The 20,398-nt window shown below is 65.6% G+C and carries 17 protein-coding genes; 15 read left to right on the top strand and 2 right to left on the bottom strand.

Features of this window, described 5'->3' with window-relative positions; genetic code table 11:
* The first annotated feature begins 1 nt into the window (after position 1).
* The 15 genes from flhB to FA87_RS13745 all read left to right on the top strand — a co-directional run bounded on the left by flhB (position 2) and on the right by FA87_RS13745 (position 14,099).
* Positions 2-1,147 (top strand): flagellar biosynthesis protein FlhB, encoded by a 1,146-nt coding sequence (gene flhB, locus FA87_RS13815; RefSeq protein ID WP_043695307.1) that lies wholly within the window; start codon positions 2-4, stop codon positions 1,145-1,147.
* Between the two features lie 3 nt (positions 1,148-1,150).
* Positions 1,151-3,262 (top strand): flagellar biosynthesis protein FlhA, encoded by a 2,112-nt coding sequence (gene flhA / locus FA87_RS13810; protein ID WP_036111227.1) that lies wholly within the window; start codon positions 1,151-1,153, stop codon positions 3,260-3,262.
* Between the two features lie 33 nt (positions 3,263-3,295).
* The gene (gene flhF / locus FA87_RS13805; RefSeq protein ID WP_043695304.1) at positions 3,296-4,663 is read left to right on the top strand and encodes a flagellar biosynthesis protein FlhF; all 1,368 of its coding nucleotides are present in this window, start codon (positions 3,296-3,298) and stop codon (positions 4,661-4,663) included.
* Positions 4,664-4,733: 70 nt separating this feature from the next.
* Positions 4,734-5,609: a P-loop NTPase gene (locus FA87_RS13800; protein ID WP_036111233.1), complete on the top strand. Its 876-nt coding sequence runs from the start codon at positions 4,734-4,736 to the stop codon at positions 5,607-5,609.
* Positions 5,606-6,337 (top strand): RNA polymerase sigma factor FliA, encoded by a 732-nt coding sequence (locus FA87_RS13795; RefSeq protein ID WP_036111235.1) that lies wholly within the window; start codon positions 5,606-5,608, stop codon positions 6,335-6,337. The genes FA87_RS13800 and FA87_RS13795 overlap by 4 nt, the downstream gene beginning before the upstream one ends.
* 53 nt (positions 6,338-6,390) lie before the next feature.
* Positions 6,391-6,792: a chemotaxis response regulator CheY gene (gene cheY / locus FA87_RS13790; protein WP_036111237.1), complete on the top strand. Its 402-nt coding sequence runs from the start codon at positions 6,391-6,393 to the stop codon at positions 6,790-6,792.
* A gap of 10 nt (positions 6,793-6,802) precedes the next feature.
* Positions 6,803-7,444 (top strand): protein phosphatase CheZ, encoded by a 642-nt coding sequence (locus FA87_RS13785; protein ID WP_176809059.1) that lies wholly within the window; start codon positions 6,803-6,805, stop codon positions 7,442-7,444.
* A gap of 7 nt (positions 7,445-7,451) precedes the next feature.
* Positions 7,452-9,515 carry a chemotaxis protein CheA gene (locus tag FA87_RS13780; RefSeq protein ID WP_043695300.1) on the top strand — a complete coding sequence of 688 codons (2,064 nt, stop codon included), beginning with the start codon at positions 7,452-7,454 and terminating at the stop codon, positions 9,513-9,515.
* A 1-nt stretch (position 9,516) separates the two neighbouring features.
* Complete coding sequence (locus tag FA87_RS13775; RefSeq protein ID WP_036111245.1) at positions 9,517-10,257, top strand: flagellar motor protein; 741 nt, start codon at positions 9,517-9,519, stop codon at positions 10,255-10,257.
* On the top strand, positions 10,254-11,159 hold the full coding sequence (gene motD / locus FA87_RS13770) for a flagellar motor protein MotD (protein WP_051943384.1): 906 nt from the start codon (positions 10,254-10,256) through the stop codon (positions 11,157-11,159). The genes FA87_RS13775 and motD overlap by 4 nt, the downstream gene beginning before the upstream one ends.
* Positions 11,159-11,986: a ParA family protein gene (locus FA87_RS13765; RefSeq protein WP_081907393.1), complete on the top strand. Its 828-nt coding sequence runs from the start codon at positions 11,159-11,161 to the stop codon at positions 11,984-11,986. Before motD ends, FA87_RS13765 begins: the two co-directional genes overlap by 1 nt.
* The gene (locus FA87_RS13760; protein ID WP_043695296.1) at positions 11,986-12,558 is read left to right on the top strand and encodes a hypothetical protein; all 573 of its coding nucleotides are present in this window, start codon (positions 11,986-11,988) and stop codon (positions 12,556-12,558) included. The genes FA87_RS13765 and FA87_RS13760 overlap by 1 nt, the downstream gene beginning before the upstream one ends.
* Positions 12,555-13,004 (top strand): chemotaxis protein CheW, encoded by a 450-nt coding sequence (locus tag FA87_RS13755; protein ID WP_239709099.1) that lies wholly within the window; start codon positions 12,555-12,557, stop codon positions 13,002-13,004. Before FA87_RS13760 ends, FA87_RS13755 begins: the two co-directional genes overlap by 4 nt.
* A 134-nt stretch (positions 13,005-13,138) precedes the next feature.
* Positions 13,139-13,543, top strand: coding sequence for a DUF2802 domain-containing protein (locus tag FA87_RS13750; protein ID WP_043695293.1), 405 nt, complete (start codon positions 13,139-13,141; stop codon positions 13,541-13,543).
* 136 nt (positions 13,544-13,679) lie between these two features.
* Complete coding sequence (locus FA87_RS13745; protein ID WP_156128561.1) at positions 13,680-14,099, top strand: hypothetical protein; 420 nt, start codon at positions 13,680-13,682, stop codon at positions 14,097-14,099.
* 84 nt (positions 14,100-14,183) lie between these two features.
* On the opposite strand, the gene FA87_RS13740 is transcribed toward FA87_RS13745, so the two are convergent.
* Together FA87_RS13740 and FA87_RS13735 are read right to left on the bottom strand one after the other, a co-directional pair.
* The gene (locus FA87_RS13740; RefSeq protein ID WP_052191360.1) at positions 14,184-16,478 is read right to left on the bottom strand and encodes an FdhF/YdeP family oxidoreductase; all 2,295 of its coding nucleotides are present in this window, start codon (positions 16,476-16,478) and stop codon (positions 14,184-14,186) included.
* 171 nt (positions 16,479-16,649) lie between these two features.
* Complete coding sequence (locus FA87_RS13735) at positions 16,650-20,396, bottom strand: translocation/assembly module TamB domain-containing protein (RefSeq protein WP_043698179.1); 3,747 nt, start codon at positions 20,394-20,396, stop codon at positions 16,650-16,652.
* Positions 20,397-20,398 lie beyond the last annotated feature (2 nt).

Genomic DNA, 20,398 nt, shown 5'->3' with positions numbered 1-20,398 from the left:
CATGGCCGAGGGCGCCGACAACGAGGACAAAACCGAATCACCCAGTGACAAACGCCTTCGCGAAGCCCGCGAAAAGGGCGATCTGCCGCGCTCGCGCGACCTGTCGACCGCCGTGGTGGTGCTGGCGGGTGTCGCCACGCTGATCGCCTCGCGCGACCAGATGTCCATGCACGCGGCCAACATCATGCATGTCGGCCTGCGTTACGGGCGCGACGACCTGTTCGCCGCCAATGGCCTGTACCACGCGCTGATGACCGCCGTGATGGAAGGTTTCTGGATGCTGGCGCCCGTGTTCATCGCGACGATGATCGCGTCGGTAGCCGCGCCGACCCTCATGGGCGGCCTGAACTTTTCCTTCGAGGCGCTCGTTCCGAAGTTCGACCGTCTGGACCCGATCAAGGGCTTCGGCCGGCTGGTGTCCCTCAACGGCCTGGTCGAGCTGGGCAAGTCGGTGCTCAAGCTCATCCTGATCGGCGGCACGCTGGTCTGGTTCCTGCGGAAAAGCACGACCGAGATGTACATGGGCGGCACGGGTCCGGTGGCCGAAGGCATCGCCCGCGCCTTCGGGATTTTCGGCCACGCCTCGCTGATCTTCGCGGTGGCGCTGGGCGCCGTGGCCCTGGTCGACGCGCCCTGGCAGAAGTACAGCTTCACCAAGAAGATGAAGATGACCAAGCAGGAGGTGAAGGACGAGCACAAGGAAAGCGAGGGAAGTCCCGAGCTGAAGTCAAAAGTCCGGCAGATGCAGCATCAGATGGCACGCCGCCGGATGATGGAAGACGTGCCCACCGCGGACGTCATCGTGACCAACCCGACGCACTTCGCCGTGGCCCTGAAATACGACGAAAACCGCATGGGAGCGCCCCGCGTGGTGGCCAAGGGTGTCGACGTCCTGGCCCAGCAGATCCGCGATGTGGCGGGTGGGGCGAAGATTCCTGTGGTGGAAGCGCCTCCGTTGGCACGAGCCTTGTATGCAACTACGGAAATCGGACGCGAAATCCCGTCGGCGCTGTATGTCGCGGTGGCCCAGATTCTGGCCTACGTGTTCCGGCTGAAGCAGGCGATCGCCATGGGCGATCTCCCGCCGGAGCTACCGAAGCAGGAGATCGACCCGGACCTGCTCGGCCCCTACCGCATGGATAACTGACGAATGGCCGCTTCCACCAACCTGATGGGTACGTTCCGGCAGATCGGCCGCCGAGGCGTGGCGGCGCCGGTCGCCATGCTGATCATGCTCGGCATGATGATGCTGCCGCTGCCGCCCTTCATGCTGGACCTGCTGTTCACCTTCAACATCGCGTTGTCGCTGGTGATCCTGCTCGCCACCATGTACGTGATGCGCCCGCTGGAGCTGGCCTCGTTCCCGACGGTGGTGCTGTTCGCCACCTTGCTGCGCCTGGCGCTGAACATCGCTTCCACCCGCGTGGTGCTGCTGCACGGTCATAACGGCCCGGGCGCCGCGGGCAAGGTCATCGAGGCCTTCGCCGAGTTCGTCATCGGCGGCAACTTCGCCGTCGGTTTCGTCGTCTTCGCCATCCTCACCATCATCAACTTCGTGGTCGTCACCAAGGGCGCCACCCGCGTGTCCGAAGTGACCGCCCGCTTCACCCTCGACGCCATGCCCGGCAAGCAGATGGCGATCGACGCCGATCTCAACGCCGGTCTGCTGACCCAGGAACAGGCGCGCGAGCGCCGCCAGGAAGTGCGTGAGGAAGCCGACTTCTACGGCTCGATGGACGGTGCGTCCAAGTTCGTCCGCGGCGATGCCACGGCGGGCATGCTCATCCTCGCCATCAACATGCTGGGTGGTTTCTTCATCGGCATGTTCCAGCATGGCCTGTCGGCCGGCGAAGCCGCGCGTACCTACACGCTGCTGACCATTGGTGACGGCCTCGTCGCCCAGGTCCCCGGCCTGATGCTCTCGATCGCCACGGCGGTCATCGTCACCCGCGTGTCCAAGTCGCAGGAGATGGGCAAGCACGTGATGGGCCAGCTGTTCGGTCAGCCCAAGGCGCTGGGCGTGGCCGCCGCCGTGCTCGGCACGATGGGTCTGATCCCCGGGATGCCGAACATTCCGTTCCTTCTGCTGGCCGGTGGCGCCGGCTTTGCCGCGTGGAAGCTGCAGCAGCGCAAGAACCTCGTTGCCGAGGGTGGCGCCACCGGCACGCCGGGCGCCCCGGGTACCGATCTGGCGCTGGAGTCCGCGCCGCCGGCCGAGCGTCTCGAACTCTCGTGGGAAGACGTGGCGCAGGTCGACACCATCGGCCTGGAAGTCGGCTATCGCCTGATTCCGCTGGTGGACAAGGCGCAGGGCGGCGAGCTCATGGCGCGGATCAAATCCGTGCGTCGCAAGCTGTCGCAGGAGCTCGGCTTTCTCGTCCCGTCCGTCCACATTCGCGACAACCTCGATCTCGCACCGCACGGCTATCGCATTTCGCTGATGGGCGTGCCGATGGGCGAGGCCGAAATCCATACCGAGCGCATGCTCGCGATCGATCCGGGCCGCGTGCACGGGACGATCAATGGCATCGCCACGCGCGATCCCGCCTTCGGCCTCGATGCCGTGTGGATCGAGCCGGGCATGCGCGAGCACGCGCAGACGCTGGGCTACACCGTGGTCGACCCGGCCACCGTCATCGCCACGCACCTGTCGCACATTCTGCAGAACCACGCCCACGAACTCATCGGCCACCAGGACGTACAGCAGCTGCTCGACCGTCTGGCCCAGCAGACGCCGAAGCTGGTCGAAGATCTCGTGCCCAAGCGGCTGTCGCTGGGCGCGGTGGTCAAGGTGCTGCAGAACCTGCTCGCCGAGCGCGTGCCCATCCGCAACTTCCGCGGCATCGTCGAGTCGCTGGCGGAGCACGCGGGTCAGAGTCAGGATCCCGGCGTGCTCGCCGCCGCCGTACGCGTCACGCTCGGTCGTCAGATCGTGCAGGAGATCGCCGGCCTGGGTTCGGAAGTGCCCGTCATTACTTTGGCGCCGGAACTCGAGCAGATCCTGCTGCAGTCGCTGCAGGGTGGCGGTCCGACCGGCGCGGCCGTGGAGCCGGGTCTGGCCGATCGTCTTCAGCAGAACGTCGCCGAGGCCGCACGACGTCAGGAAGCGGCCGGCGAACCGGCGGTATTGCTGGTCTCTCCCGCGCTTCGTCCATGGCTTTCGCGCTTCACGCGTCATGTGGCCCAAAACCTGCATGTACTCGCTTACAACGAAGTTCCGGATAACCGACGCGTCAAGCTGGTGACGGCGCTCGGCAGGTAAGTGGGGAATGAACATGGACACAGGATCGAACGCATGAAAATCAAACGCTTCGTAGCCCCCGACATGCGCCAGGCCATGCGCCAGGTGCGCGACGAGCAGGGCCCGGATGCCGTGATCCTGTCGACCCGTCGGCTGGACGACGGTATCGAGATCATCGCGGCGCTGGATTACGACGAAGCGCTGGTGCGTGAAGCCGGCTTCGGTGTCGATCTTCCGCCGCGCGAGCGCGAGGAAGCGCCGATCCGCGCGCGCCGCGACAACGACTTCGCCGCCCGCATCGATCAGGCCAAGGCCGCGACCGCCGCCGCTGTCGAACGTGTGACGCGCGGTGCTCCGGCGCCCGCCGCTCCGCAGGTCGCGAATCCGAATGCGCCACAGCGTCAGTCGAGCGCCGCGCTCGCCGCCAGCGTCGCCGATGTGGTGCGCGCCGCGACGGTCGCCCCGAACCACAACGCGAACAGCGACGCCGCCGTCAATGGCGTGCGTGCCGAGATCAACAGCCTGCGTGAGATGCTGGAAGTGCAGTTGTCCACGCTCGCCTGGAATCAGATGGACCGCGACCAGCCGCTGCGCGCCCGCGTGCTCCGCGAGATGACCCGCCTGGGCATCGACGGCGACGTGGCTCGCGCGCTCTGCGCCGAGCTGCCGCCGGGCATGACCGCCGAGCAGGCCCGCTACCTGCCGCTGGGCATCCTCTCGCGCAACATCCGTACCAGCGGCCGCAACGCCGATACCGCCGGTAGCGCCGTCACCGCTCTGGTCGGCACGACGGGCGTTGGCAAGACCACCACCATCGCCAAGCTCGCGGCGCGTGCGGTGCTCCGCCACGGCGCCTCGAACGTCGCGCTGATCAGTGCCGACCAGTACCGCATCGGTGCGGGCGCCCAGCTGGAACATTACGGCCGCCTGCTCGGCGTGCGCGTCTACAACGCCCACGATGCACAGAGCCTCCGCAACGTGCTGCTCCAGCTGCGTGGCAAGCACACCGTGCTGATCGACACCGCCGGCCTGGCCGGTAACGACCCCAAGCTCCAGCAGCAGTTCGACACCCTGCGCGCGATGACCGAGGTGCGTGTCTGCCTCGTGCTTGCCGCGAACGCGCAGGCGCAGGCCATCGACAACGCGATCCGTGCCTACGCGCCGCTGGCGCCGCAGACCGCGATTCTGACCAAGCTCGACGAGGCCCCGCTGATCGGCGGTGCCCTGTCGGCCGTCATCCGCCACGGACTGCCGCTGGACTACACCACGGATGGCCAGCGCGTGCCGGAAGACATCGCCTCCGCGGATGCGCGCAAACTCGTCTGCCTGGCCGCTCAACTCGTCAAGCAGCGCACCGACGAACCGGACGACGCGATTCTCGCCGACCGTTTCGGCTTCTCCACCGCGCCAGCCATCGCCTGACACCGGGAACTGAAGTAACGTGACCACGGCATCCGCATCCGCACACCCCTTCACGGCAGTGAATTCCTTCATGAACACACACGTCGATTCCACCCAGGCTGCTGGGCTCAACTGGCTCGCCGACCGTCGTCCCACGCGCAGCATCGCGGTGGCGGGCGGCAAGGGCGGCGTGGGCAAGACCACGGTGGCGGTCAACCTCGGCATGGCGCTCGCGATGGGTGGCCGTGACGTGGTCCTGCTGGACGCGGATCTGGCCATGGCGAACATCGACGTGCTGCTGGGCCTGCAGCCCACGCGCCATCTGGGCCACATGCTCGAAGGCGAGTGCCGCATCGAGGACCTGATCCTCCACGCCAACCACGGCCTGAAGGTGATCCCGGCGACCTCGGGCGCGCGCCGCATGGCGCAGCTGCCGAATATCGAGCACGCCGCCGTGATCCGCGCCTTCGACGAATACCCGGTCGCCCCCGAATATCTGATCGTCGACACCGCCGCCGGCATCTCCGACAGCGTGTCGATGTTCGCGGCAGCCTCCGACGAAGTGGTGGTCGTGGTCTGCGACGAGCCGGCCTCGCTGACCGACGCCTACGCGCTGATCAAGGTGATGAGCCGCGAGTTCGACGTGAACCGCTTCCGCATCGTCGCCAACATGGTCCGCCATGCGCAGGAAGGCCGTCAGCTGTTCGAGAAGCTGGCCCGCGTGACCAACCGCTTCCTGGACGTGTCCCTGGATTTCATGGGCATGGTTCCGCACGACGAGTACCTGCGTCAGGCCATCCGCCGTCAGGCGGCCGTGGTCGACGCCTGGCCGAGCAGCCGCTCGGCGGTGGGATTCAAGAATCTGGCCCGGTCGGTCGATACATGGGGTGAACCCGAACCCCGGGTGCAGGGTCGCATCGGCTTTTTCGCCGAACGGAACCACATGGGGGGAGGGCTGCCGCTGTGAGTGTCGCTAGCGAATACCTTGAAATCACTAGAGTTCCAGCGGATCAACTGGTTAAAACGCATGCACCCCTGGTGCGCCGGATCGCCTATCACCTGATGGGCCGCCTGCCGCCAAGCGTGGACGCGAATGACCTCATGCAGGCCGGAATGATCGGACTGCTCGAGGCCGCAAGAAATTACTCGCCGACTCGCGCGGCCAGCTTCGAGACCTATGCGGGCATCCGCATTCGTGGCGCCATGCTGGACGAACTGCGCAAGACGGACTGGACCCCGCGCTCCGTCCACCGGAAGTTGCGCGAGGTGGCTGAAGTAACGAGGCAGATCGAGAACGAAACGGGTGGCGACGCCGAAGACGCGGAAGTGATGAAGCGGCTGGGCATCGACGCCATGGAGTACAACCAGATTCTGGCCGACGCGGCGAGCGCGCGGTTGCTGAGCCTCACGGCGCCGGAAGGCGACGAAGGCGCGGCGATCGACGTCGCGGACCCCGACGCCTCGGGCCCGGAAGGCAACTTCGAGAAGAACGGCCTGCGCGACGCGCTGGCGCAATCGATCGACGGCCTGCCGGAACGCGAGAAGCTGGTGATGTCGCTGTACTACGATGAAGAGCTCAACCTGAAAGAAATCGGTGTGGTACTGGGTGTGAGCGAGTCGCGCGTGTGCCAGATCCATGGTCAGGCCCTGATTCGCCTGCGTGCACGCATGACGGGTTGGAAAGACAAGCAGTGACGGCATCGCGGTGCCGTCGCCGGTAAAGAAAAAGCACGTGGCGGAGAGCAGTTTTGGACAAGAACATGAAGATCCTCGTGGTGGACGACTTTTCCACCATGCGGCGCATCGTCAGGAATCTCCTGGTCGAGTTGGGTTTCACCAACACGCTCATCCAGGAAGCCGAAGACGGTAACGCGGCGCTCGCGTTGCTGCGCTCGCAGCCGATCGACCTCGTCGTCACCGACTGGAACATGCCCAACATGACGGGCATCGACCTGCTTCGCGCTATCCGCGCCGATGCCGGTCTGAAGTCCTTGCCGGTGCTGATGGTGACCGCGGAAAACAACCGCGATCAGATCATCGCCGCCGCGCAGAGCGGTGTTAACGGCTACGTCGTCAAGCCTTTCACGGCGGTCACGCTGAAGGAAAAGCTCGACAAGATCTTCGAACGACTCGCCGCGGCTGCGGGCTAAGGGAATAACGATGAATACGATGCTCTCCCCCGGCCAAGAGGTCGTCCCCGAACTGCGCGAGCTGCTCGAGGCCGACGACGGCGCCGCCTTCGAAAAGGCACTCGACAACCTGATCCGCAGCCGCGAGCAGCACCTGTTCCTGGCGCTGGGCCACCTTGCGCGCGACCTGCACGAATCCGTGCGCCGCCTCGCTTCCGACATTTCGACCGACGGCGTGCCGGGCAACATGAGCGATGCGCGCAAGCATCTGCGTGACGTGCTGGAAATGAGCTCGACCGCCGCGCACCGCACGCTGGACTTCAGCGAAAAGCTGCGTCCGCAGGCCCAGGCGCTGGCGAAGCAGGCCGACGAAGTGCTCGTGCTCGATCACGCCGATCCGGCGTTCGGCGCCAATGCCACGGCGCTTGCCGTGCGCGTGGGCGATTTCGCGCAGAGCTGCGACATCGGCCTGGGCGAAATGGTCGAAGCCCAGTCGTGGCAGGATCTTTCCGGTCAGCGCGTGGCGCAGGTCGAAGCGTTCATGGCCAAGGTCGAGTCGTCGCTGGTCGAGCTGGTCCGTCTGACCGGCTCGCTCGCGGGCGGCAATGCGCCGGCCGCGGACAAGGTCAGCCAGGACGAGGTGGATCGCCTCCTCAGCGAATTCGGATTCTGAGCCCGCTATGAGCGTGGAGCTGGACAACGAGCTGCTCAACGTCTTCCTGATCGAAGCGCGCGAACTGCTCGAGAGCCTGGGCGAGCAGCTCGTGGATCTCGAAGCGTCGCCGAACGACACGGAGCTGCTGAACGCGGTCTTCCGTGCGTTCCACACCGTGAAGGGCGGTGCGGGCTTTCTTGGGCTCAATCCCATGGTGGAGCTGTGCCACCGTGGCGAAGATCTTCTGAACGAAGCGCGTAACGGCACGATCGTGCTCAACGCCGCCTTCATGGATGCGCTGCTCGAGTCGCTCGACCTGCTCAACGACATGATGCGCGCCGCCGATGGCGGCGTGCCGATCGAGCCCGCGCCGCGTTCGCTGCTCGACCGGCTGCTGATTCCCGGTCGTGCCGTATCCGCGGCTCCCGTTGCCTTGGCGGTACCGATCTCTTCGCCGGTCGCGGCACCTTCCGCGCCGAAAGCGTACGACCCGATCGAAGATGAATTCGAGGCGATGCTCGACGCCGCGCGCACCGACCGTGCGCCGGCACCGGCCTCGTCCGCGACGATCAACGATGACGAGTTCGAAGCGCTGCTCGATTCGTTGTACGGCACGGGGGCGCCAGGCGCGGACAGCGCAGCTGTTTCCGCATCGGCACCGACGCCCGCACCCGTGGTCGCTGCCGCACCGTTGCCGTCGAACAACGACGCGATCAGCGACGACGAATTCGAAGCCTTGCTGGATTCCCTTCACGGCACGGCAGCGCCGGGTGCGGTCGGTGGTGCGGCGCCTGTTGTCGCATCCACGCCTGCGCTCGCCGTGGTTCCCGTCGCTGCACCCGCACCGCCGGCAGTGGCTGCTCCCGCAGCGAAGGCCGCGCCCGCCGCGGCTGGCGAAAAGCGCGCCGCGTCCGCCGCCGACACGACGGTTCGCGTCGACACGCATCGTCTCGACAGCCTGGTCGACGCCGCGGGCGAGCTCGTGCTCGTACGCAACCGCCTCACCAGCCTCGCACCGCGCGGCGGCAACGATCCGATGGAACGTGCCATCGGCGAGCTGGAGCGCGTCGCGGAAGACTTGCAGAACGCCGTGCTGCGCATGCGCATGCAGCCCGTCGGCAAACTGTTCTCCCGTTTCCCACGCATCATTCGTGACCTCGCCCGCCAGCTCGGTAAAGAGATCGAGCTCGTCACGGAAGGCGAAGAAACCGATATCGATCGCACCGTGGTCGAGGCGCTCGCCGATCCGCTCGTGCATTTGCTGCGTAACGCGGTGGATCACGGCATCGAGATGCCTGACGTGCGCGCGGCCGAAGGCAAGTCGCGTCTGGGCACGGTGCGCCTCGCCGCTGGCCAGTACGGCGACCGCATCGTCATTACCGTCACCGACGACGGCAAGGGCATGGATCCCGAGGTCCTGCGCCGCAAGGCCGTCGAAAAGGGCCTGATGGACGCCGAGCAGGCCGCGCGTCTGGACGAGCGCGAATGCTACGAAATCGTCTTCCGCCCGGGCTTCTCGACCGCCAGCACGGTGTCCGACATTTCCGGCCGCGGCGTCGGCATGGACGTGGTCAAGACCAAGATCGTCGAACTGGGCGGCACGCTGTCCATCGACTCGCGTGTCGGTCATGGCAGCACGGTACGCCTGTCAGTGCCGCTGACGCTGGCGATCATGCGCGTGCTGATGGTTCGCGTCGGTCATCGTCTGCTTTCGCTCCCGCTGTCCAATGTCACCGAAGTGTTCGAGCTCGTTCCCGGTCAGATCCAGGAGCTCGACGGCCGCATCGTCGCGTCGCACCGTCAGCGCGCCTTGCCGCTCGCCGACCTCGGTCACTGGGCCGGGGTGAGCGGGAAGGGCGGCCATGTCGTCGTCGTGCAGATCGGTCACCAGACGCTGGGTTGTCTGGTCGACGAAGTGCTCGGCCGCGAAGACGTCATGGCCAAGCCGCTGGGCCCGTTCCTCAAGGACGTTCCAGGTGTCGCCGGCGCGACCATCACCGGTGACGGGCGTATCTCCCTCGTGCTCGACCTTGCCGGTCTGGCCGATGACAGTGGGCAGGTGCTGCCTTCATTGAGGATGGCTGTCTGACATGGATATCGTGAGCGTCGTCGGCACGATCCTGGCCTTCGTGGTCATCATCGTGGGGACCATCCTCAAAGGCTCGAGTCTCGATGCCCTGTGGAACCCGGCGGCGTTCGTCATCGTCTTCCTCGGCACCCTGGCCGCGCTACTGGTGCAGACGCCGGGGCCGGTACTCAAGCGTGCGTGGAGCATGCTGCCGTGGGTGTATCGCCCGCCGGATATCGAATCGGAAAACCTCGTCAGCCGCATCGTCGGCTGGAGCGAGATATCCCGGCGCACCGGCCTGCTCGGGCTGGAACCCGCCATCGAGCGCGAATCGGACCCCTTCATCCGTAAGGGGCTTCAGCTTTTGGTGGATGGCACCGAGCCGGACGCCATGCGCTCCGTGCTCGAAGTGGAAGTGCTCGCACGCGAGCACAACGACATCGAAGCCGCCAAGGTCTACGAAAACGCCGGTGCGTACTCGCCGACGATGGGCATCATCGGTGCCGTCATGGGCCTCATGTCGGTCATGCAGAACCTTGCCGAGCCCAGCAAGCTCGGCCACGGCATCGCGGCCGCCTTCGTCGCCACCATTTACGGTATCGGCCTGGCCAACCTGCTGGCGCTGCCCATGGCGTCACGCCTGAAAGGCCTGGCCCGCCAGCGTTCGCAGATGCGCGAGATCCTCGTCGAAGGCCTCGTCTCGATCGCTCAGGGCGACAACCCGCGGCACATCGAGAGCAAGCTGCAGGGGTTTCTCTCGTGAAGCGCCGCCACCACGAAGAGCACATCAATCACGAGCGCTGGGCGATCCCCTATGGCGATCTGATCACGTTGCTGCTCGCGTTGTTCGTGGTGATGTACGCGGTATCGGCCGTCAACGAAACCAAGTTCAAGGTGATGGCGCAGTCCATCAACGAAGCCTTCAACGGCACGGGCAAGGTGATCGAGCCGATCCGCGAGGCGACGCCCGCCGCGCAGGTGCCGCTGCCGAATCAGTCGCGTGCGCCGGCCGCCGCGCCCATCGCCCGCATCGACGTGCCCGTTCCGCCGCGCAACCTGCCGTTGCCCGGTCACGAAGGCGCCGCCGCCGAGCGTCAGGAAGCGGCCAGCACGAATACCGCGACGGCGGCGAACACCACGGTCGGCAAGACCGAGGACGCCAGCCTCAGCCAGATTTCCGACGAAGTGAAGCGGGCGATGAAGCCGCTGATCGACAAGAGTCTGGTCAACGTGCGGCAGACGCCGGACTGGCTCGAGATCGAGGTCAAGACCGACATGCTGTTCCCGGTCGGTGTCGCCAGACTGCAGGCGCCGGCCGATGACGTGCTGCGCAAGCTGGCCGGCATCCTCGCGCCGTTTCCGAACCCGATGCGTATCGAGGGCTATACGGATAACACGCCGATCGCCACGCCGACGTTCCCGTCCAACTGGGAGCTGTCCGCGGCACGCGCCGCTACCGTGGCGCGTCTGCTGACGACGACGGGTGTGGATCCGCATCGCGTGGGTATCGTCGGCTGGGGCGAGTTTCGTCCGATCGTGGCGAACGATACCGACGACGGACGCAACCGGAACCGCCGCGTGCTGATTGTCGTGATGAGCGACAAGGCGGCCCCGTCGCGTTTCTACAGCGATGCCGCGGCCGCGCCGGCCGGGGGAAATCGCTGATGATCACCTGGGCGGTCTCCAACCAGAAGGGCGGCGTCGGAAAAACCACGACCACGGTCGCGCTGGGCAGTCTGCTCGCCGCGTCCGGCAAGCGCACGCTGCTCATCGACATGGATCCGCATGCCTCGCTGTCCGGTTACATCGGCGTCGAAGGCGGGGCGCATGGCAGCGTCTACGATCTGTTCGGCATCGGTAACAGTGCGATGCCGCTGCCGGTGCGCACGCTGGTGCACGCCACGCAGTGGGACCGGTTGAGTGTGCTGCCTGCGTCGCCCGCGATGATCACGCTGGACCGTCAGCTGGGTACGCGTCCGGGTATGGGGCTGGTGCTTACCCAGGCGCTCGCCGAGCTCGCGCCCGACTTCGACCATGTGCTGCTCGATTGCCCGCCCACGCTCGGCGTGCTGATGGTCAACGCACTGGCGGCGAGCGATCGTCTGCTGGTGCCGACACAGACCGAAGCATTGGCGCTGGCCGGTCTCGAGCGCATGCTGCGCAGCCTGTCGATGATCGAGCGCTCGCGCGGTCGTCCGCTGCCACGCACGATTGTGCCGACGATGTTCGATTCGCGGACGCACGCCTCGCGCGTCTGCCTGGATCAGTTGCGCGAGCAATACGGCGACAGCGTCAGTCAGGCCGTCATTCCTACCGATACGCAGATCCGCGAAGCCAGTGCGGCCGGTGTGCCGCTCGCCTCGTGGCCGGCCGCACGTCGCGGCGGTCTGGCGTATCGCCAGTTGCTCGATGAATTGCTGGCGCCTCCCGCGGTTGATGCCGCTTCCACCGTTGCGTCGGCCACCGCGCCCGCGACGGATGCCGCCGCGTGATGCGCGCCATGCAGGACGCCGAGCAGATCGTCGCCGACTATCTTGCCGAGCTGCTGACTCCTGCGGCGGTGCCGGCCGTGGTGACCCCGAACGAAGTCAAAGTGGTGGCCATCGAGACCTGGCGCAACGCGCCGTCCGAGTCCGCTGCGCCGGCCGTCGACAACCGTTACCTGCTTTGCGTTGCCGCCGGCGTCAAGCTGGCCGTGCCGATGGCCGACGTGAGTCACGTCCTGCCGATACCGCCTTTGTCGCCGCCCAATGTACCGAACCCGGTATGCCTCGGGCGCTGGCGTCATCCCAGCGGTGAAGCGCGGGTCGCGGATCTGGCGGCGATCATCTCGCCGGATATGGCGGGAGCGCTGTCGTCATCGGTCGTTCTGCTCGGCCATCGCCGCTGGGCGATCGCCTGCATCGTCGTCGACGAACCGGTGGAACTCGATGCCGACGCCATCCAGTGGCGCACCGGCGCGACCACGCGGCCCTGGCTGGCCGGCATGTCGCAAGAACCCAAGTGCGGCGTGGTCAACACCACGGCGCTGATCGAATGGCTGGAAAAGGAGCTGGGTCCGTGACCGACTCGCAACACAACGCGCAGGGCGCCTGGCTGGGCTTTTCACTCAAGGGGCAGCGTTACGCCGTGGCGCTGAACAGCGTGCGCGAAGTCATCCGTCCGGGTGACATCACGCCGGTACCGGGTGGTCCTGAAGACGTTCTCGGCATCGTCAACCTGCGCGGTCAGATCGTACCCGTGCTGGACGGCCGTCGCCGCTTCGGCCTCGACGGCGCACTCGAACCGGGCGCGGAAGACGCGCGCCGCGTCATCGTCTTCGAAGACAGCGGAACGGCGGTCGGCATGCTCATCGACGTGATCGGAGAGATGCTTCAGTTCGACGCCGACGAAGTCGACCCGCCACCGCCCGGCCGCGCGAACCGCCGCGACGACCCCGTCACCGGCGTCATCACCCGCGACGACGGCTTCATCGCCCTCGTCGACGTCCCCCGCCTCTGCCGCGCCTGACAGCGGCAGAGGTTACCGCCCCCGCTCTGTGTAGGAGCCAGCCCTGCTGGCGATCCCACCCGCACCAACCTGCATCTTCAGAATTCCCCCCCACTGAGTTACCGTGTCCCCGCTAACCCCGGAAGCCACCCCGCATGAACCCGATCGTCGGATACATCCTCATCGCACTCGCCGCCCTGAACCTGGTCGGCCTGCTGCTGGTGTTCCGCCGCCTCGGTAACGCGCCCGCGAAACCGGCACCCGCGCCCGTCGCCGAACCCGAGCAGACGCCCGCACCGCTCGCCGAACCCGCCATCGATCCGACGGCACTCAACACGATGCTTCGTCGCCTCGAGAACCGCCTTGGCGATATTGAAGAGCAGGTGCGTCGTGCGCCGACGGTGACGATTGCTTCCGAGCCGGGTAGCACGAGTGACCGCTCGCTGGCACTCGCGCAGCGCCTTGCCCGGCAGGGGGCTTCGCCGAAGGACATTGCGGAGACATGTGGGATTTCGTTGACTGAGGCTGAGTTGCTGCATCGGTTGCATTCGGGGCGCTGATTTCAATCGCGTCACCGGGCGATCTGCGAACCTTGCAGATGCGGCTGTAAAACAATTCACCGCCGGCATATTGCTCTCGCAGCCGGAGGCGTTGCGTGATACTTGAACGACAGCCTCTTCTGCGATGTGACCCAACTTGAGTGAGCTCAAATCGATGCCTGGCATTTTGAGATTCCTGACGGCTATCTCCTTGGCGTCGGGCGCTTTCGTGATCGCCACGATTCTGCCCGGGGGTGCCGTGATAGCAGATCGAAGGATAAGTGCTCATGAGTGGTGGACGAACGGAAGCGGCGAGCTGTTCACACTGGCGATCAGCACCTTGGTCGGATCCGGAGTGATGATCCTCAAGCGTGCCCGGTTCAGCCGAGAGTGCTACCTGCTGGGATTTTTGCTTCTGTACCCATGCGCGTTCGCTGTGCAGGCCATCAACAAGATTCCCTTCGATGAGTGGGAAGTCGTTTCATCTCTATTGTTTGGCGTAGCGCAGCTGACGGCGATTGCTCTCTATTTCTACGTCAACCGGCGGGCGAAAGAGTATTTTTCTCGGCACGCTTGACCCGCACATTTTCCGCGTTCGTCCACCCATCGGCATTTCAATAAGGACGGAGACGCACGCGTGCGCTGATCCCGCGTCCTCCGCTCATGTGGGTTTTTTTCCGGCGGAGATTCGCACCGGCACGCCCTTCGCCGCGGGCGTCTTCGAATCCACGTCGTGGTACCACAAGGGCATAAGCGGGTTCATCTCCGGGTAGTACCCGCCGACGCAGCCCGAAGGCAGATTGAACGCCGTAACGGTGAGGCCTCCCACCGACCGTTCGGCGCCATCGCCAGCATCGCCAACCAGCGACACCACATCGCCTACGTGAAGGCCATCGCGCTCGATATCCTGCGGATTCATCAGCAACACGGCTCGTGAGCCCTCGAGACCGCGCAACCGGTCACTATGTCCGTAGATCGTCGTGTTGAACTGATCGTTGGACCGCATCGTGATCAGGTGATACCGGCCAGGCGCGTCACCGACGCCGACGGCCGAGAGAACGGTCGGCGTGGTGAACCTTGCCTTGCCGGTCTCTGTTTTCCAGTCACGTTCACGCGCCGGATTCCCGCGATAGAAGCCGCCGGCATCGAACATGCGCGCGTTGTAATCCTTGAACTGGTCCGGGTACGTCGCCTCGATCAGATCGCGGATCTTGCCGTAGTCAGCGGTCCACTCATCCCAGCGCCATGTCGGGTTGGGAGGCAGCGTCGCCTTGGCGATGCCGGCGACGATGGCGACCTCGGATCGCAGGTGCTCACTGGCCGGTTTCCGCTTGCCGACGGAGCCATGGATGTGGCTGAAGCTGTCCTCCATCGATACGGACTGGCTTCCCGACGCCTGCACGTCGTCCTCGGAACGCGCGAGGCAGGGCAGGAGATAGGAGGCCTTGCCATGCACGAGATGGCTGCGATTGAGCTTGGTCGCGATATAGACCGTGATCGCCTGCGCGGACCACGCGGTCTCCACGACCTCCTGGTCGGGAATGGCTCGGACGAAATTGCCCCCAAGGCTGATAAATCCTTTCACCGTGCCGGCGAGAATGCCTTCGCAGGTTTCCACCGTACCCATACCCTTGTCGCGCGGCGGCTCGAAGTCGAACTGCCTGGCGAGGACATCGAGCGGTACCAGTTCCGGCTTCTCGGAGATGCCGACCGTACGCTGGCCCTGAACGTTGGAATGACCACGCACCGGGCATGCGCCCGCCCCGTCGCGGCCGATATGACCGCCAAGCAGCAGCATGTTCACCAGCATGCCGATCGACTGAGTTCCGTGGACATGCTGCGTCAGTCCCATGCCGTAGACGGCGATGACGTTCTTCGCGGTGGCGTAGATGTCCGCGGCGGCTTCGAGGTCCGCACGCGTAAGACCGGATTCGCGCTCGATATCGTGCCACGTGGTCGCATGCACCTTCGCGGCGAAGTCGTCGAACTCGCTGGTGTGCTGGGCGATGAAGTCACGGTCGAAGACACCGTCTTCGCCGCCTTCGCGACGGGCCGCATCGAGGGCGAACGCATGCTTGCACATACCCATCATTGCCGCGATGTCGCCGCCCGGGCGCACCTGCAGATACATGTGCGACAGCTCGGTGGCGTGGCCGCTCAGCATCTGCATAGGGTTCTGCGGATTGATGAAGCGAACCAAGCCTTGTTCGCGTACGGGATTGAACGTGAGGATCTTGCAGCCCCGCTTAACGGCTTCCTGCAACGGGTGGAGAAAGCGCGGGCTGTTGGTACCCGGGTTCTGGCCGAAGTAGAGGATCACGTCGCACGTCTCGAAGTCTTCGAGTACGCAGGTCCCGACCGGCGACCCGATGACCTGCTTCAGGCCGACCGAGGTCGTTTCGTGACACATGTTCGAGCTGTCGGGCAGGTTGTTGTTGCCGTAGAAGCGCGCGGTAAGTCCGTAGAGGTAGGACTGTTCGAGTGCGGACTTGCCGGAGGCGTAGAAAATAACGGACTTCGGGTCCAGCGTCCTGAGTGTCGCTCCGATGCCTGTGAAAGCTTCGTCCCAGGTGCAGGCGAGGTATTTATCCGTCGCCGCGTCGTAGCGCATGGGCTCCGTCAGGCGACCCTGCATTTCGAGGTCGTAGTCCTGCCAGCCGAGCAACTCCGTAACCGTATGGGCGGCGAAGAAGTCGGGCGTGCAGCGATCCGATGTCAGCTCCCATAGGGTCGACTTGGCGCCGTTCTCGCAGAATTCGAATTTGTGCGGATGTTTTGGCTTGCCCCAGGCGCACGACGTACACATGAAGCCGTGGGGTTTGTTCTGGTGAAGCAGGGTGTCGAGGGAGGCCGGCGTTGGCTTTTCTCGCAGGAGCACCTTGGCCATACCGGAGACGGAGCCCCAGCCACCGGAAGCGCCTTCGTGCTGGATCTCTTCGGCTTTGCGGGATGTCATGACTCGTCTCCGATATCTGTATCTATCGGGACGAGGGAATCATGTGGATCGTGATGGGGGTGGGAACCACGTGTGAGGCATCGCCTCGTCGGCTTTAGCGGCGTTGAGGCTTCGCCAGCAGGCTGGCTCCTACCTTTGGGTGCCGCGGCCTGGGGGACGCGGCACCATGAGTCAGCGTTCGAGGCGGTAGTTGAGGCTGGCGCGGCTGAAGTCTGTCGCGTTCTGCGCTTCGAAGTTCCAGCGGTGGCTGAAGAGGTAGCGCAGGGTGATGACCTGACCCGGGTCGAACAGGCCCACGCCGTAGCTGAGGTAGAGCCGGGGCGAGAGGTACTTGCCCACGGTGAATGCCGAGGTGCCACCTAGCGCATCGTTGTTCGATACGCCGATGTCGTCGACGCCGATCTTCGAGCCGACACTCTTCGCCAGCAGGTCGCCAGCGGCTGATCCAAGTGCCTGTGCCGCCGCGCCGACCATGTTCCCTTCGCCACCTTTCACCTGCGACAGCGGCTTGCCGGTGACGAGGTAGGAGAGGGCGTCGGACTGTTCCATCACGGGATTCGAGAAGACCGTGAGGATGGGACGCTGCGCGGTGCCGGAGACGTACAGGCCGACCTTCTGCCCGTCGTCGATCGTGGCATTGGGGTTGAGCGTACGCGCCGCGCGGATATTGAGGCCGGGATTGTCGATGGGCGTGCTGGCGAACAACAGCTGGCCCTGTTCGATCTTCAGGTCCTGACCGTAGGCCTTATAGGTACCGTCGACGCCGATCTGGCCCTGACCCGTCGTCGCACGACCCGGGCGCTCACGTACATCGAGCTGACCGGTGATACGACCATCGATGCCGAAACCGACCAGGTGAACCTTCTGCCCCAGATCGACGCGGATATCCGCGCTGATCGGCGTCGCTTCAGCGGCGGCCTCCTGCTGTTTGTCATCGACGACCACGACGTCGGCCGACGCCTTGGTCGCGCCGGAACCGGGCAGTCGCTCGACGTTGACGTCCGCCAGATCGATACCGACCTTGCCGGTGACGTTCATGCCCTTCGCATCCTGCACGATCGTCAGGTTGGGCGAAATGATCGCCTTCGCCGCGGGGATGTCGACGGCGGTGAATTTGGAGCCTTCCACGCCGATGCGCATTGTCGCGCCGGTACCGATCAGCGCGGTGCCCTTGATGCCGAGCGTGCCGTCGCCGGAGCGCACCGTACCGTCGACAGCGAAGTTCTTCGCATCGGTGGTGTTTACGCTGAAGCGGCCGTCCTTCAGCTTGAGGCCGGCGCTCGGTACTTCCGCCGCGAAGCTATCGACCACGGCCTGGCCGGTGACGGCAGGATTGGCAACGGTGCCGCCGAGGTTGAAGTTCGCATCGAGGCCGCCCTTCACTTCGGCGAGTTCCGTCGTGAACAGCTCGATGAGGCCAAGGTTCTTCAGATGCAGCGCAACGTGGCCGCCGAGCGCCTGCTGCGCGCCGGTGAGCGATACGTTGCCGGCCAGCGTACCGCCGTCATTGAGGTTTGCGCTGAGCGTCAAACGCTGATTATCGGGCGCAAGCTGCGCATTGGCCGTCAGGTTGTCGTATACCAGCAGAGGCTGGTCGGCGTGGTCGGCATAAGCGACCGTGCCATGCGCGGAGTGAACATTCGCCTGGCCTGACAGGGCGCCGGCGGCGGTGCGCCGAATGCTGCCGTCACCTTCGATGATGCCGTCGGCACGCATCGGGCTGTCCGACGCCTCGGCGGCGGTCATCAGCAAGGCCAGCGGCACCTGACGCAGGCGATAGCTGGCGTCGAGGTTGCCACCCTTGTCCTGCTTGGCAGCCACACAGAGGAGCGGATCGCCGGCCGTGAGGCACAGATCGCTCATGCTCATCGCGCCGTCCTCGTACGCGAGCTGGCTCGCGTTCTGCAGGCGCCAGCGCGGCAGATTCTGGTAGTCGATATTGAGCGTGGACAGCGTGCCGTTCCAGGCACCGTCGCGCAGGCCTCCCGACAGCTGCAGGTCGGCGGTGAGCGGGCGACCCTTCGCGTCGATGCTGAGCTGGTGCTTCTCTTGCGTGCCGTTGGCGTTGACGGCAAGGCGCTCGAACAGCAACCCACCCGCATTGACGCCGGTACCGACAACGGCGAGCTTGCCGCCCGGCGCGCTCACGTCGGGCACATCGGCATCGACGGTCAGCGCGTCGATCTTCTGCCCCGCGTAGACGATGGCGCTGCCGCGCACGTTCGCTTTCACCGCAAGCTTCGGCACATTGCCCTTCGCCGAAATGTCACCCTGCACGCGTCCACCCGCGTCAGGCAGCCAGTCCCCGAGCGAGGCGATGGCGAGCTTCAGCGTCGCGTCGTTCGAAGTGTCGCCCCTGGCATCCAGACGGATCGTGCTGCCGCCGGAGGCAACGTCGAGCGTGCCGTTGACGACTTCGCTGGGTTTCAGTGTGAGCTCGCCGTTGCCGCGCAGCGGACGCTGGCGCAGTGTGCCGTCGAGCTTGCGCAGCGTGAGCGTGCCCAGCGGCTGGTTGTCGACCAGACGACCTTCGGTCGACATGTCGAGATTCAGCGCACCCGGCCATTCGGCAAGCAACTGGCCGGGGTCGAAGCGGTCGCCCTTGACGTCGAGTTTCCACGCGAGCGCGGGCTGCAGCGTCAGCGTGCCGCTGGCGCCGAGGCTGCCGTTGGCCTGCTTGAGCTGCACGGTATGCATCGTGATGAGGTCGGGCTTGCCGTCGACATCGAGCGTGAACTTGCCGACGTGACCGGGCGGGCCGATGTCGATATCGCCCGCGGCGTGGTACGCCTCGGCGCTGCCCTTGAACCCGAGCTGGCCGGTGCTGGCGAGATCCTGGCCGGCGACGCTGGCCGGGACCAGTGCGTCCTTCCAGTTGAGCGCGAGATCCGCCGACAACGGCGTGGCGGCAATTTCCACGGTGCCCTTTGCCGTGAGCGACCCCTTGACCTGCGGCGAGCCGACCGTGAGCTCGTCCAGCGTCAGGCGCTTGTACTCGTGGTCGAACGCGGCCTTCAGCGGGGCGAGATGCACCCTGTAATCGTTGAGGTCGAGATCGCCGGTGAGGTTGGCGCCGTAGCGGTCGCCGCTGCCTTTCACGGCCAGGCCGAGCGAGGTCAGGCTGCTGTCACCGATCAGCGGCTTGGGATCGAAGCGGGGTGCGTCGATGGACGCGGTCCACGGGAAGTCGCCGCTCTGCGTCAGATTTGCATCGACCTGCGCGACGAGCGGGAGCGTGAGCTTGACGATGGTGTGGGCCTTGTCGCCGTCGCTATGCGCTTCGACATTGCCCGCGTAATCGATATCGCCGACTTTCCAGCGGAAGCTGGCCTTGCCGTCACCCTGATAGTTCTTGCCTACCGCCAGCGTGCCACCGAGGTCGGCCTGACCATCCGGCGCGCGCAGCGCGAGCGTCTTCAGCGCAATGCCTTTCGCGGTCCAGGAGCCGGCGAGATCAAGCGAGTTGGACTCGAACAGCGGCTGGCCCTGCCGGGTCACGTGGACGTGCCCGACCTTGACCTTGTCCAGCACGATGTCGAGCGGCGGCTCGAGCGAGAACGGTTCGGACGGCTGCGTGTCGGGCTCGCTGGGCCCGAGCGCCACGTCGATCCCGTCGGCGGTCAGCGTGTACACGTGCGCCGTCTTGCGCAGCAGTGCGCCAAACGAGAAGTCGAGGTGCGCCGACGCGACGCGCACGTCCATGCCCTTGCCGTCGCGGTAGCGGACGCCAGCGAGATCGAGCGGGCCGGCGAGACGACCTTCGGCTTTGTCGACGGTCAGGGCGTTGTCGGTGAAACCCTGTGCACGGGCCAGCGCAAAGCGCAGGCCGGATGCCGTGCCGACCAGCCACCACACGGCCAGCACGACGACGAGCAGCAGCGCACCGAGCGCGATACCGATACGGAGAAACCATTTCATGC

Origin of the sequence: Luteibacter sp. 9133 (genome assembly GCF_000800155.1) — a bacterium.
Taxonomy (GTDB): domain Bacteria; phylum Pseudomonadota; class Gammaproteobacteria; order Xanthomonadales; family Rhodanobacteraceae; genus Luteibacter; species Luteibacter mycovicinus.
This window is presented reverse-complemented; position numbering and strand designations above follow the sequence as displayed.

What these genes read in the sequence shown, in the direction of transcription:
- flhB (WP_043695307.1), top strand. Translation starts at nt 2, where the DNA reads ATGGCCGAGGGCGCCGACAACGAGGACAAAACCGAATCACCCAGTGAC.
- flhA (WP_036111227.1), top strand. Translation starts at nt 1,151, where the DNA reads ATGGCCGCTTCCACCAACCTGATGGGTACGTTCCGGCAGATCGGCCGC.
- flhF (WP_043695304.1), top strand. Translation starts at nt 3,296, where the DNA reads ATGAAAATCAAACGCTTCGTAGCCCCCGACATGCGCCAGGCCATGCGC.
- FA87_RS13800 (WP_036111233.1), top strand. Translation starts at nt 4,734, where the DNA reads ATGAACACACACGTCGATTCCACCCAGGCTGCTGGGCTCAACTGGCTC.
- FA87_RS13785 (WP_176809059.1), top strand. Translation starts at nt 6,803, where the DNA reads ATGAATACGATGCTCTCCCCCGGCCAAGAGGTCGTCCCCGAACTGCGC.
- FA87_RS13780 (WP_043695300.1), top strand. Translation starts at nt 7,452, where the DNA reads ATGAGCGTGGAGCTGGACAACGAGCTGCTCAACGTCTTCCTGATCGAA.
- FA87_RS13775 (WP_036111245.1), top strand. Translation starts at nt 9,517, where the DNA reads ATGGATATCGTGAGCGTCGTCGGCACGATCCTGGCCTTCGTGGTCATC.
- FA87_RS13765 (WP_081907393.1), top strand. Translation starts at nt 11,159, where the DNA reads ATGATCACCTGGGCGGTCTCCAACCAGAAGGGCGGCGTCGGAAAAACC.
- FA87_RS13760 (WP_043695296.1), top strand. Translation starts at nt 11,986, where the DNA reads ATGCGCGCCATGCAGGACGCCGAGCAGATCGTCGCCGACTATCTTGCC.
- FA87_RS13750 (WP_043695293.1), top strand. Translation starts at nt 13,139, where the DNA reads ATGAACCCGATCGTCGGATACATCCTCATCGCACTCGCCGCCCTGAAC.
- FA87_RS13740 (WP_052191360.1), bottom strand. Translation starts at nt 16,478, where the DNA reads ATGACATCCCGCAAAGCCGAAGAGATCCAGCACGAAGGCGCTTCCGGT.
- FA87_RS13735 (WP_043698179.1), bottom strand. Translation starts at nt 20,396, where the DNA reads ATGAAATGGTTTCTCCGTATCGGTATCGCGCTCGGTGCGCTGCTGCTC.